The sequence below is a fragment of the Tsukamurella ocularis genome, from assembly GCF_965138335.1.
GTDB lineage: Bacteria > Actinomycetota > Actinomycetes > Mycobacteriales > Mycobacteriaceae > Tsukamurella > Tsukamurella ocularis_A.
The window spans coordinates 20,807-33,078 of the sequence record NZ_CBCSDV010000011.1; the positions used below are offsets into that span (position 1 = coordinate 20,807).

A 12,272-nucleotide genomic window follows, 5' to 3' on the forward strand; every position below is an offset into this window, starting at 1 on the left:
CGGCCGGTTTACGGGCGAGTACTCCCGGCTCGTGCGGGCCCGCGTGCCGCCCTGCCTGCGGGTCTTTCCAGTTGTGTCCGGGCGGGTCCGGAATCGGGCTCAGGACTGCGCGAGACGCTGCAGCGCCGCGACCGCGGTGTCCCGGTTCGCGGTCTCCCAGAACGGTGGGAGCGAGGCCCGCAGGAAGCCGCCGTAGCGCGCCGTCGCGAGCCGCGAGTCCAACACCGCGACCACGCCCTTGTCCTCGGTCGAGCGCAGCAGCCGGCCCACGCCCTGCGCCAGCAGCAGGGCGGCGTGGGTGGCCGCGACGGCCATGAAGCCGTTGCCGCCGCGCGATTCGACGGCGCGCTGCCGGGCGGTCAGCAGCGGGTCGTCGGGGCGGGGGAACGGGATCCGGTCGATGAGTACGAGCGAGAGCGAGGGACCCGGCACGTCGACGCCCTGCCAGAGGCTGAGCGTCCCGAACAGCGACGTCGCCGGATCCGCGGCGAAGTCCCGCACCAGCTGGCCGGTGTTGCCCTCGCCCTGGCACAGGATGGGGGTGTCCACCCGCTCGCGCAGCGCCTCGGCCGCCGCCTTCGCGGCGCGGGTCGAGCTGAACAGCCCCAGGGTGCGGCCGCCGGCGGCGGTGAGGAGGGTCTCGATCTCGTCGAGGATCGCGGGCGCCGTCCCGTCGCGCCCGGGCGGCGGCAGCTTCGTCGCGACGTACAGGATGCCGGACCTGCCGTAGTCGAAGGGCGAGCCGACGTCGATGTGGCTCCACTCGAGCTTCGCGTCCGGCTTCTTGCCGGTCGCGAGCGCGGGGTCCCGGTCGGGTTCGGCCGCGGGCACGTCCCCGCCCGCGCGGGGCAGGCCCCACGATCCGGCGACGGTGTCGAAGGCGCCGCCCACCGCGAGCGTGGCGGAGGTGAGGACCACCGTCGACTCGCCGAACAGGCGCGTGCGCAGGAGGCCGCCGACCGACAGGGGCGCGACGTACAGCGTCCGGCGGAAGCCCCCGCCGCGGTTCGGGACGTCGGAGGTCCACACCACGTCGCGGCGCTTGGACTCGTCGGGCTCGTCGAAGGCGGTGAGCACCCGGACGGCGGTGTCGTGCACGTCGTCGAGCGCGGTGAGGGCGGCGCTGCGGGCCGCCGCGGCGTCGGAGTCGAGGCCCCCGCCGCGCGCGGGTCCGACGGCGGTGCGGGTCGCCCAGGCGGCGTCGCGGACCGCGGCGAGGGCAGGGCCGGCACCGTCGGGAAGGCCGAGCCAGCGGCGCGTGCCGGAATCGTCGAGCAGGCGGGTCAGGCCCTCCGAGGCCGCGACGAGGGAGTCGGCGATCTCCTCCTCGACCAGCTTCCCGGCGCGGCGGGCGGCGGCCGCGACGGTGGCACCGGTGAGCTCGGCGGTGGCGACCGAGGTGACCCGGTCCACCAGCTCGTGCGCCTCGTCGACGATGACGGCGTCGTGGTCGGGGAGCACCTTGACCTCGGTCATGGCGTCGATCGCGAGCAGCGCGTGGTTGGTCACGACCACGTCCACCTGCCCGGTGCGCTTGCGCGCGGCCTCCGCGAAGCAGTCCTGCCCGTAGGTGCAGTTGGTGGCGCCGAGGCACTCCCGCGCGCCGACGCTGACGAGGCGCCAGGACTGGTCGGAGACCGCCGGGGTCACCTCGTCCCGGTCTCCCGTCTCGGTGTCGCTGCTCCACTCGCGCAGCCGCTTCATCTCCCGGCCGAGCCGCGAGGCGGCGAAGGGGTCGAAGAGCTCCTCGCTGTCCGGTTCGGAGGCCACCGAGCTGTGCAACTTGTTGAGGCACAGGTAGTTCCCGCGGCCCTTGAGGATCGCGAACTCGGGCTCGCGGCCCAGGTCCTTCGTGAGCGCCTTCGCCAGCCGGGGCAGGTCGCGGTCCACGAGCTGGCTCTGCAGCGCGATGGTGGCCGTGCTCACCACCACGGTCTTGCCGGAGGTGACGGCGTGCCGCATCGCGGGGACGAGGTAGGCGAGCGATTTGCCGGTGCCGGTGCCCGCCTGCACGGCGAGGTGCTCGCCGGTGTCGAGGGAGTGGGCGACGGCCGCGGCCATCCGCACCTGGCCCTCGCGCTTGCTGCCGCCGAGCGCGGTGACCGCGGTGTCCAGCAGTTTCGGCACGATCGGCGGTTCGGTCACCCGGGGAGTCTAGCCGCCGGGGCGCTCCGCGCCGGGGAGGCCCTCGGTGCCTACAGGTGCGGGCCGCCGGTGCCGTAGCTGTCGCGCTGGTGGGCGTCGAGGAGCCGCGTGAACTCGACGGAATCGCCCGCGACGGCGGCCGCGAGGACGGCGCGGTGGTCGGCGATGGTGTGGTCCGCGTCGCCGATGATCCGGCCCGCGTGGTGGGTCAGGGAGAACCGCTGGCGGTCCCGCAGCCGCGCATAGGTCGCCGACATCAGCTCGTTGCCCGCGAGATCGACGAAGGCGTTGTGGAAGGCCATCGCGGCCTCGGCGAAGGCCGGGAAGTCGCCGGCGCGCAGGGCCCGCTCCTGTTCCGCGAGGTTCGGCCGCATGCGCTCGTCGAGGTGCCGCCGCGCGGCCTCGGTGGAGTGGAAGACGCCCGCGGACTCCAGCGCCAGGCGCAGCTGCGCGGACTCCCGGATCTCGCGCGGAGAGAGGCCCTGCACCTGCGCGCCGCGCTGGGGGTAGATGCGGACCCAGCCCTCCTCCTGGAGCCGCGCCAGCGCGGCGCGGACGGGGGTGCGACTCATCGAGAGCTCGCCGGCCAGCGCGTTCTCGCTGAGCATCGTGCCCGGCTCGAGCCCGCCGCCCACGATGGCGTCGCGGATGTGGGCGTGGGCGCGCTCGGCCGCGGTCGGGGCGCCGTCGGATGCGGGCATGGCGCTCCTTCGCTGCGGTGTCGTCGGACCTCTGGACAGTACCCGGGTCGGTGGGATACAACTGGGATACCAGTTGGGAAGGGCGGGACATGAGCGTGGACGTCGAAGGCGGAGTCGCGTCGTCGCGGGAGCGGGTGCAGCGCCGGACGCTGGCGGTGGTCATGGCGGGGCAGGTGCTCGGCGGGGCGGGGCTCGCGGCCGGGATCACCGTCGGTGCGCTGCTCGCGCAGGACATGCTCGGCTCGGCCTCGCTCACCGGGCTTCCGATCGCGATGTTCACCTTCGGCTCGGCGTTCGCGGCGTACCTCGTGGGGCGGATCAGCCAGCGCGCCGGCCGGCGCATCGGCCTCGCGGCGGGCTTCGCCGCGGGTGCGGCCGGCGCGGCCGGGGTGGTCCTCGCCGCGGCGATCGGGAACGTGCCCCTGCTGTTCGCCTCCTTCCTCGCCTACGGCGCCGGGACCGCGACGAACCTCCAGGCGCGCTACGCGGGTACGGATCTCGCGACGCCGGCGCGTCGTGCGACCGCGATCAGCCTCGCGCTCGTCTCGACGACGGTCGGCGCCGTCGCCGGCCCGAACCTGGTGGCGCCGCTCGGCGCGCTCGCCCGGAACCTCGGGCTCCCGCCCTTGGCCGGCCCCTTCCTCCTCGCGGCGGTCGCCTACGCCGCCGCGGGCGCCGTGCTGTTCCTCCTGCTCCGGCCCGACCCGCTGCTGCTGGCGCGCGAGCTCGGCGCGGTGCCCGAGGCCGTCCGGGACCGGACGACCGCGGGCGTGGGCCCCGCGGTGTACCTCGGCGCGGCGGTGATGGTCGTGACCCAGATCGGGATGACCGCCGTGATGACGATGACGCCGGTCCACATGCAGGCGCATCATCACGGGCTCGGCGCCGTCGGCATGGTGATCGGACTGCACGTCGCCGGGATGTACCTGCCCTCGCCGATCACCGGCGTGCTCGTCGATCGGGTGGGGCGGATACCGATGGTGGTCGCGTCCGGCGTCGTGCTCGCCGCGGCCGGTCTGCTCGCGGCGCTCGGCCCGGGCGAGACGCTGTGGGCGAACATCGTCGCGCTGGTCCTGCTCGGGATCGGCTGGAACTTCGGCCTGGTCGCCGGAACGGCCCTCGTCGTCGACGGGACCGAGCTCGCGGATCGGGCCCGGGTGCAGGGCAAGGTCGACGTGTTGATCGCGTTGTCCGGCGCGGGCGGCGGTCTGGCGTCCGGTGTCGTCGTCTCCGCGTGGACCTACCCCGCGCTCGGGCTCGGCGTCGCCGCGCTCACCGTGGTCGCGCTCGGTGCCGCCGTCGCCCGCTGGCGTCCGGCGGCCGGAGCGGCCGCCTGATCGGTCGTCAGGTGCTCGCGGAGGGTGCGGGTCATCGCGGCCGCCGCCGCCGACGGTGCCGCCCGGGTCGCGAGCGACAGGTTCGTCCGGGCGGACCGGGCGATCGGCACCGTCGTCGATCCCCGGCGCCCGGCCGCCATCGAGGCCGTGAGCACCGCGACGCCGGCGCCGCGCTCCGCGAGCGCGAGCAGCGCCTCGGGGGAGTGGGCCTGCACCGCGGGCTCGACGGCGACGCGTTCGGCGGCGCAGGTGATCTCGAGCGCGGCGCGCACGCCCGTGCCGGGCGGCAGGCAGAGCACCGTCCGACTCGCGAGGTCCGCGCAGGTCACGGCGTCGCGGTGGGCCCACTCGTGGTCGTCCGGGACGACGGCGGCCAGGGGCTCGCGGATCAGGCGGTGCGCCGCGAGGGCCTCCGGCAGTGGCTGCGCGTGCGCGACCAGGGCGACGTCCACCGCGCCCGTCGTGAGCCCGGTGATGAGGTCGTCCGAATTGCCCTCCGCGACCTCGACGGTCACCGTCGGGTGCGCGGCCCGGAACGCCGCGAAGCCGGCGAGGTAGCCGGGGATCGTGCAGCCGATGACGGTGCCGAGCCGGACGTGGCCGCGGACGACGTCCGTGAGCTCGTCGGCGACGGTGCGCACGGCGTCCACGGAGGCGAGCGCGGCCCGGGCGTGCGGGAGCAGTTCGGCGCCCTCGGGCGTCAGGGCGACGGCTCGCGCGCCGCGCTCGAGCAGGCGGTGGCCGAGTTCCCGCTCGAGTTTGGCGACCTGTGCGGACACACCGGACTGGGCGACGTGCAGTGCCTCGGCGGCGGCGGTGAAGGAGCCGTGATCGGCGACGGTGACGAGGTAGCGCAGCTGGTGCAGTTCCATCACTGATGATGATAGCCACCATCAGATCCAGCTGTTGGACTTATGGGGTCGCGCGCCGCAGGGTGGAGTCATGACCGAGAACACGACACCCCGCGCCATCGCCGAGACCTACTTCCGCTGCTGGGAGGCGAAGGATTTCGCTCCCCTTCGCCCCTACCTGGCCGACGACTGCACCTTCACCGGAGTCTTCGGCGTCGCACACGGTCCTGACGAGTTCCTCCAGGGGCTCAGCGGTATGGCCGCCGCCACCGATTCGCTGGCGGTCCGCGCCCGCCTGGCCGACGACCGCGACGTCATCACGTGGTTCGACCTGGGCATGGGCGGCGCCCCCGCGACCGCCGTCGCGAACTGGACGCGCGTCGCGAACGGCCTGATCACCGCCGTGAACGTCACCTTCGACCCCCGCGAGATCCTCGCCGCCACCTCCTGAGCCGGCGCCGCGACGGGCGATACGCTGGTCCGATGACCGAGACCGAGGGGCGGCGGTACAGCGGCGCGAGTGCGGCTGCCCGCCGCGACGAGCGGCGGGCGCGCTTCCTGGACGCGGCGCTGACCGTCGTCGCCCGAGACGGCGTCGCCGCCGTGAGTGCGCGGTCCCTGTGCGCCGAAACGGGGTTGCACGCACGCTACTTCCGGGAGGCGTTCGACACTCCCGATCAGGTGCTGACCGAGGCCTTCGATGCGATGGCCGCGGCGGTCCTGCAGGGGGCGGCCGACTCCATCGCGGCCGTGCCGACCGGGGCCGCCGACGCCGTGGAACGCAAGGTCCGGGCCGGTGTGCACGGCTCCCTCCGGCCGTTGGGCGACGACCCGCGCCGCGCCGCGCTGCTCATGAGCGCGGATGTGCACCCCGGCCTGTGGGAGCGGCGCGAGGCGCTGACCGACCTGCTCGCCGCGGCCATGGTGGCCCAGGCGGAGGAGCTTCTCGACGATCCGCCCGATCCCGCGGACGCGCGGCTGTCGGCCCGGCTGATCACCGTCGGCGGCATGCATCTGGCGATCGCCGCGCGCGCCGGGCGCGTGGATGCGTCGCCGCAGCTCGTCGAGGAGATCATGGTCGCCGGCATCCTCAGCAATCGCGACCTGCGCGGCGTGCTCGGACGACTGCGCGCGGGGTCCGAATAGGGCGGCGACACGGAAGGGAAAGATTTCTGGCTACATACTGTGGCCAGATTGAGATACGCTCGGGTCATGACCCCTGCCGTCCGCACCGTCGATACCCCGGCACGTTTCGACCGCGACCCCGAGTGGGCCGCGGGGAGCGTGCGGGTCCTCCGGATCCTGCAGAAGGACCGCCGCCCGTTCACCCCCGACGAGATCACCTGGGCGCGGGAGGCGGTGAACCGCGGCGACGAGCTCGGCAACCGGCTCGGGCGCGCGATGATCGACGACCGCGCTGTCACGATGCGCGACGTGGACGCCGCGCTCGAGTCCGGCACCACGACGCACCCTCTGCTGCGGGAGCTGCTCGATGCGGTCGGCCCCGCCGCGACGCCCTCATGGGTCGACGTCGAGGCCTGCGAACGCGGGGCCGCGGTGTGCCGGCGCTCGGGCTCGCTCGGGCTCGACGTTCTCGCGACGGCGTCGCTCATGACCGGCTACACGACCTCGGCGACCACCCGCCAGCTCGTCGCGACGGGCCGCCTCGTCGACGGGGTGGACGCCCGCATCCACGAGACCACGCAGTGGTGGTCGGAGATCATCGGCGGCGACGTCCGCCCGCACGGCCTCGCGTGGCGGTCGGCCGTGAAGGTCCGCGTGATCCACGGCCTCGCCAACACGACCCTGCTGCGGCGCGACGACTGGGACGTGGCCGAATGGGGCGTGCCGATCAACCAGTCCGACCAGCTCGGCACGCTCGGGCTGTTCTCCACGACCTTCCTGCTCGGCGTGCGCGCGCTGGGCATGCCGGTCTCCGCGGCCGAGGGGCGCGACGTGATGGCCCTTTGGCGGTACATCGGCTGGCTCCTGGGCATCGACGAGCACGTCCTCCCCGCCACCGAGGCCGAGGGCCGGCGCCGGATGGTCCAGATCGGCCAGTACACGCCCGGGCCGGACGCGGATTCCGCGGTGCTCGGCCGCGCGCTCTACGGCAACTGGGGCCGGCACGACTACCCGCTCGCCCAGGGGCTGCGGCGGGCCTTCTATCAGCGCTATCTGGGCAGCTTGGAGGGCGTTTTCGCCGGCCCGCAGGGCCTGCGCGACCTCGGCCTGCCCGCCGCGGCGCCCTGGGCCGTCCCCGTCGCCTGGGCGAATCACCTGCCGGTGCAGGTCGCGGCCCGGCTGTCGCCCNNCGCCNGGCGCGCCGGCCCGACCTGGGCGAGCGGATCAGCCCTGCAGGTCGGCCGTGCCCGTCGCGATGGAGCGACCCACCCGGCGCAGCAGGTCGGCGGCGTTCGCCATCGACCGGGCGGGGTCGGGCTCGATGTCGGACAGCGCCAGCGCGCGCCGGAACCCGGCCGCGTGGATCTGCTCCGCGGTGAGCACGCTGCGTCCCGCGACCGCGATGACGGGGACCCCCGCGGCACGGGCCGCCGCCGCGACGCCGACGGGCGCCTTGCCGTGCAACGACTGTTCGTCGAGCGACCCCTCGCCCGTGATCACGAGGTCGGCCGCAGCGACCTTGTCACCGAATTGGGCCAGCTCGAGCACGATGTCGACGCCCGGTCGCGGCACGGCGCCGAGCACCGCCATCGCGCCGAAGCCCGTGCCGCCCGCGGCGCCCGCCCCGGGGGTGTCCCGCAGGTCGGTGCCCGTCGCCTCCGCGATCAGGTCGGCCCACGTGCGCAGGGCGCCGTCGAGCAGGGTCACCTGGGCGGCGGTGGCGCCCTTCTGGGGGCCGTAGACGGCGGCCGCCCCGTGGGAGCCGAGCAGCGGGTTGTCCACGTCGCAGGCGAGCGTGAACCGTGCGGCGCGGGCTGCGGGCAGCAGGCCCGCGAGGTCGACCCGCGCGGCCTGCAGCAGCGCGGTGCCGCCGGGCCGGACGGGCTCGCCCGCGCGGTCGGTGATCGTCACGCCGAGCGCCTGCAGCATGCCGGCGCCGCCGTCGGTCGAGGCGCTGCCGCCCAGGCCCAGCACGATGTCCTGCGCACCGTGTTCGAGGGCGTGCCGGATCACCGTGCCGAGCCCGAACGTGGTGGCGCCGAGCGCGTCCGGCTCGCCGCCGGGCAGGAGTTCCAGGCCGACGGCGGAGGCGAGCTCGACCACCGCCGTCGGGCCGCCGCGGGCGTACGACGTGGTGTGCGGTACCCCCGTCGGGCCGGTCGTCTCCACCTCGACCCGCTCCCACCCGGCGGCCACGGCGGCGTCGACGGTGCCGTCCCCGCCGTCCGCGATGGGGGCGCGTACGCACACCCAGTCCGGCGCGACGTCCGCGATGCCGCGGGCGAGGGCGTCGGCCACGCCCGCGGCGGAGAGCGAGCCCTTGAACTTGTCGGGCGCCAGCAGCACCGTGGTGGTTCGGCGGGTCACGTCGCCCCCTAATCCAGCAGCAGGAGCGCGGTGGGCGCGTCGGTGCCGACGGTGGCGAGGTCCTCGAACTCGGCGACGTTGTCGAGCTCGGTACCCATCGCGATGTTGGTGACCCGCTCCAGGAAGATCTCGACCACGACGGGCACCTTGTGCTCCCGCGCCATCTGCTGCGCGCGGGTGAGCGTCGAGGCGATGTCCGCCGGATCGGTCACGCGCACCGCCTTGCAGCCGAGGCCCTCGGCGACCTTGACGTGGTCGACGCCGTACCCCTTGGGGGCCAGGGGCATCGGGTCCGAGCCGTTCGTGCTGTGGGCGTCGTCGACATCGGAGTTGATGTTGTCGAAGCCGAGCTGGACCTGGAAGTCCATGTCGAAGGCGCGCTGCGCCTGCCGGATCAGTCCCAGGTAGGAGTTGTTCACCACGACGTGCACGTAGGGCAGGTTGAACTGCGCCGCGACCGCCAGTTCCTCGATCATGAACTGGAAATCGTAGTCGCCCGACAGGGCCACCACGTCGGTTCCGGGCACGGCCTTGACCACGCCGAGCGCCGCGGGGATGGTCCACCCGAGCGGGCCCGCCTGCCCGCAGTTGATCCAGTGCCGCGGCTTGAAGACGTGCAGGAACTGCCCGCCGGCGATCTGCGAGAGGCCGATCGTGCTGACGTACCGGGTGTCGCGGCCGAAGGCCTTGTTCATCTCCTCGTAGACCCGCTGCGGCTTGATCGGGACGTCGTCGAAGTGCGTGCGGCGCTGCATGGTCCGCTTGCGCTCGGCGCAGGCCTCGACCCAGGCCGAGCGGTCCGCGAGGGTGCCCGCGGAGCGGCGCTCGCGCGCGATCTCCACGAGCTGATCGAGCGCCGCGCCGGCATCGGAGACGATGCTGTAGTCCGGCGGGAAGACCCGGCCGATCTGAGTGGGATCGATGTCCACGTGGACGAACGTCCGGCCCTCGCGGTAGGTGTCGAGCCCGCCGGTGTGCCGGTTCGCCCAGCGGTTGCCGATGCCGAGCACGAAGTCCGACGCCAGCATGGTCGCGTTGCCGTAGCGGTGCGCCGTCTGCAGCCCCACCATCCCGGCGGCGAGGCGATGGTCGTCGGGGATCGTGCCCCAGCCCATCAGGGTCGGGACCACGGGCACGTCCAGCAGTTCGGCGAGCTCGACCAGCCGATCCGCGGCGTCGGCGTTGATGATGCCGCCCCCGGCCACGATGAGCGGGCGCTCCGCCGCGGCCAGCATGTCCAGCGCCTTCTCCGCCTGCGCGCGGGTCGCGGCGGGCCTGTGCACGGGCAGCGGGGTGTAGGTGTCCGGGTCGAACTCGATCTCGGCGAGCTGCACGTCGATGGGCAGATCGATGAGGACGGGGCCGGGCCGACCCGAACGCATGAGGTGGAAGGCCTGCGCGAAGACGCCCGGCACCTGCGCGGGCTCGAGCACGGTGACGGCCATCTTGGTGACGGGCTTCGCGATCGACGCGATGTCGACCGCCTGGAAGTCCTCCTTGTGCAGGCGTGCGACGGGCGCCTGGCCGGTGATGGCGAGGATCGGGATGGAATCGGCCATCGCCGAGTACAACCCGGTGATCATGTCGGTGCCGGCGGGGCCCGACGTGCCGATGCAGACGCCGATGTTGCCGGCCTCGGCGCGGGTGTAGCCCTCCGCCATGTGCGAGGCGCCCTCGACGTGCCGGGCGAGCACGTGGCCGATGCCGCCGTGCGCGCGCATCGCGGCGTAGAAGGGGTTGATGGCGGCGCCGGGCACACCGAACGCCTGGGTGGCGCCCTCGAGCTCCATGATCTTGACCGCTGCTTCGGCGGCACGCATACGAGCCATGTCAGTTCTCCAATGTCTTCGGGTTAGGACGTGCGGCCCGACAGCCGCTCGACGCCGCGCAGCAGCGCGGAGTGGTCGAGCGCACCGTCGCCGTTGGCGCGGGCGGAGGCCATGAACTGGGCGACGAGTCCGCCGAGCGGCGCGACGACGCCGGCCTCGCGGGCCGCGGCGGTCACGATGCCGAGGTCCTTGTGGTGCAGCTCGATCCGGAAGCCGGGCTCGAACTCGCGGTCCAGCATCTTCTGCGCCTTCTGGTTGAGGACGGCGGAGCCCGCGAGCCCGCCGCCGAGCACCTGGACGGCGGCGGCCGTATCCACGCCGTACGCCTCGAGGAAGACGATCGCCTCGGCCAGGAGCTGGATGTTGCCCGCCACGATGAGCTGGTTCGCGGCCTTGACGGTCTGCCCGGAACCGTTGGGGCCCACGTGCACGATCGTCTTGCCGACCACGTCCAGCACCGGACGCGCCGCCGCGAAGTCCTCGGGCGTCCCGCCGACCATGATCGACAGCGCGGCATTGATCGCGCCGGCCTCGCCGCCCGAGACCGGGGCGTCGATGAGGCGGAGGCCGCGCTCGGCGGCCTGCCGCGCGAGCTCGGTCGTCACGTCGGGCCGGATGCTGGAGAAGTCGATGATCAGCGCGCCCGCAGGGGCGTGGTCGAAGACGCCGCCCTCGCCGGCGAGCACGGCCTGCACGTCGGGGGAGTCGGGCACCATCACCGCGATGACCTCGGCGTCGGCCACCGCGTCGGCGATCGAGGCGGCGGCGCGGCCGCCCGCGTCGACGAGGGGCTTGGCCCGCTCCGGGGTGCGGTTGAAGCCGGCCACCGTGTGGCCCGCATTCGCGAGGTGCACGGCCATGGGGCTGCCCATGATGCCGAGTCCGATGAAGGCGATGTTCGTCATGAGATTCCTTGTCGGGGTCGTCGATCGGGGATCGGGGTTCGGGTGGGCGGAGGCCGGCTCAGGACGCGGCGGAGACCCGGGCGCTGCGCTGCTCGCGGGGGAGCCAGGCGAAGGGATCGTCCTGGGTCTGCTTGTACTCCAGCGCGATCGGCCCGCGGTAGCCCACGCGCTCGAGGTGGGCCAGGTGGCCGTCGATGTCGAGGGTGCCGGTGCCCGGCTCGCCGCGGCCGGGATCGTCCGCGATCTGGACGTGGCCGATCCGATCGGCGTGGGCGTCGATGGCCGCGGCGACGTCGTCGCCGTTGACCTGAAGGTGATAGAGGTCGGCGAGCAGGCGCAGGGAATCGACGGCGGTCTGCTCCCGGACCCGGTCGATGACGGTCACCGCATCGGCGGCGGTGAGCAGCGGGTACCGCGGGGCGCCGCTGACCGGCTCGATCAGGACGACGGCGCCGATCCGGGCGGCCGCGCGACCCGCAGCGGCGAGGTTCTCGGCGGCGACGGCGTCCTGCTCGGCCGGGTCGACGCCGTCGATCCGGTTGCCGTACAGGGCGTTGAAGGCCGGGGTACCGAGGCGCTCGCCGATGCCGATGGTGACGTCGATGTTGTCGCGGAACTCGGAGACCCGAGCGGGGTCGGAGAGGATGCCCCGCTCGCCGCCGGGCATGTCGCCCGCGGAGAAGTTGAGGCCGGTGAGCCGGACGCCGGCGTCCTCGATCGCCGTGACGAAGGCGTCGACCTGACGGTCGCTCGGCACGGACCTGGGGAAGGGCCACCAGAACTCCACGGCGTCGAATCCCGCGTCGCGGACCACGCGGGGCCGCTCGAAGATCGGGGTGTCGGCGAGCAGGATCGAGCAGTTGACCGTGTACTTGGCGGGGGCGTTCGCGTTCATGGGGGCTCCTTCGTCAGGCAGGACGTACGGGCGATGCAGGTTCTGGCGAGGTCCGGTACGACCTGCAAGCTTTCGCCTGTTGGAAAGTTCATTTCCGTACTATGGAATTGTTCCATG

General features: G+C 73.7%; 11 protein-coding genes. 4 read left to right on the forward strand and 7 right to left on the reverse strand.

Going from position 1 to position 12,272, the window contains the following annotated elements:
* Nucleotides 1–99: 99 nt before the first annotated feature.
* A complete protein-coding gene (locus ACNAYW_RS11750; RefSeq protein ID WP_415849880.1) occupies nucleotides 100–2,145 on the reverse strand; it encodes an ATP-dependent DNA helicase in 2,046 nt (681 codons plus the stop codon).
* A gap of 50 nt (nucleotides 2,146–2,195) precedes the next feature.
* On the reverse strand, nucleotides 2,196–2,846 hold the full coding sequence (locus ACNAYW_RS11755; protein WP_415849881.1) for a GntR family transcriptional regulator: 651 nt from the start codon (nucleotides 2,844–2,846) through the stop codon (nucleotides 2,196–2,198).
* 89 nt (nucleotides 2,847–2,935) lie between these two features.
* Here ACNAYW_RS11755 and ACNAYW_RS11760 point away from each other — a divergent pair, with 89 nt between their 5' ends.
* Nucleotides 2,936–4,183, forward strand: a complete 1,248-nt coding sequence (locus ACNAYW_RS11760) for an MFS transporter (protein WP_415849882.1) — start codon at nucleotides 2,936–2,938, stop codon at nucleotides 4,181–4,183.
* Here ACNAYW_RS11760 and ACNAYW_RS11765 read toward each other — a convergent pair.
* The gene (locus ACNAYW_RS11765; RefSeq protein ID WP_415849883.1) at nucleotides 4,087–5,055 is read right to left on the reverse strand and encodes a LysR family transcriptional regulator; all 969 of its coding nucleotides are present in this window, start codon (nucleotides 5,053–5,055) and stop codon (nucleotides 4,087–4,089) included. The genes ACNAYW_RS11760 and ACNAYW_RS11765 overlap by 97 nt on opposite strands.
* 70 nt (nucleotides 5,056–5,125) lie before the next feature.
* Between ACNAYW_RS11765 and ACNAYW_RS11770 the strand changes: the two genes are divergently transcribed.
* The 3 genes from ACNAYW_RS11770 to ACNAYW_RS11780 form a co-directional block, all read left to right on the forward strand.
* Nucleotides 5,126–5,485, forward strand: coding sequence for a nuclear transport factor 2 family protein (locus ACNAYW_RS11770; RefSeq protein ID WP_415849884.1), 360 nt, complete (start codon nucleotides 5,126–5,128; stop codon nucleotides 5,483–5,485).
* Between the two features lie 32 nt (nucleotides 5,486–5,517).
* Nucleotides 5,518–6,180: a hypothetical protein gene (locus ACNAYW_RS11775; RefSeq protein WP_415849885.1), complete on the forward strand. Its 663-nt coding sequence runs from the start codon at nucleotides 5,518–5,520 to the stop codon at nucleotides 6,178–6,180.
* Nucleotides 6,181–6,246: 66 nt separating this feature from the next.
* On the forward strand, nucleotides 6,247–7,347 hold a 1,101-nt coding region (locus tag ACNAYW_RS11780; RefSeq protein WP_415849886.1), incomplete at its 3' end, for an oxygenase MpaB family protein.
* Nucleotides 7,348–7,383: 36 nt separating this feature from the next.
* On the opposite strand, the gene ACNAYW_RS11785 is transcribed toward ACNAYW_RS11780, so the two are convergent.
* Genes ACNAYW_RS11785 through ACNAYW_RS11800 form a run of 4 tightly spaced genes read right to left on the reverse strand, consistent with a single transcriptional unit; the run spans nucleotide 7,384 to nucleotide 12,155 of the window.
* On the reverse strand, nucleotides 7,384–8,526 hold the full coding sequence (locus tag ACNAYW_RS11785) for a glycerate kinase (RefSeq protein ID WP_415849887.1): 1,143 nt from the start codon (nucleotides 8,524–8,526) through the stop codon (nucleotides 7,384–7,386).
* Nucleotides 8,527–8,534: 8 nt separating this feature from the next.
* On the reverse strand, nucleotides 8,535–10,355 hold the full coding sequence (gene gcl / locus ACNAYW_RS11790; protein ID WP_415849888.1) for a glyoxylate carboligase: 1,821 nt from the start codon (nucleotides 10,353–10,355) through the stop codon (nucleotides 8,535–8,537).
* Between the two features lie 23 nt (nucleotides 10,356–10,378).
* Nucleotides 10,379–11,260 (reverse strand): 2-hydroxy-3-oxopropionate reductase, encoded by an 882-nt coding sequence (locus ACNAYW_RS11795; protein WP_415849889.1) that lies wholly within the window; start codon nucleotides 11,258–11,260, stop codon nucleotides 10,379–10,381.
* Nucleotides 11,261–11,318: 58 nt separating this feature from the next.
* Nucleotides 11,319–12,155, reverse strand: coding sequence for a hydroxypyruvate isomerase family protein (locus tag ACNAYW_RS11800; RefSeq protein ID WP_415849890.1), 837 nt, complete (start codon nucleotides 12,153–12,155; stop codon nucleotides 11,319–11,321).
* Between the last annotated feature and the right edge of the window lie 117 nt (nucleotides 12,156–12,272).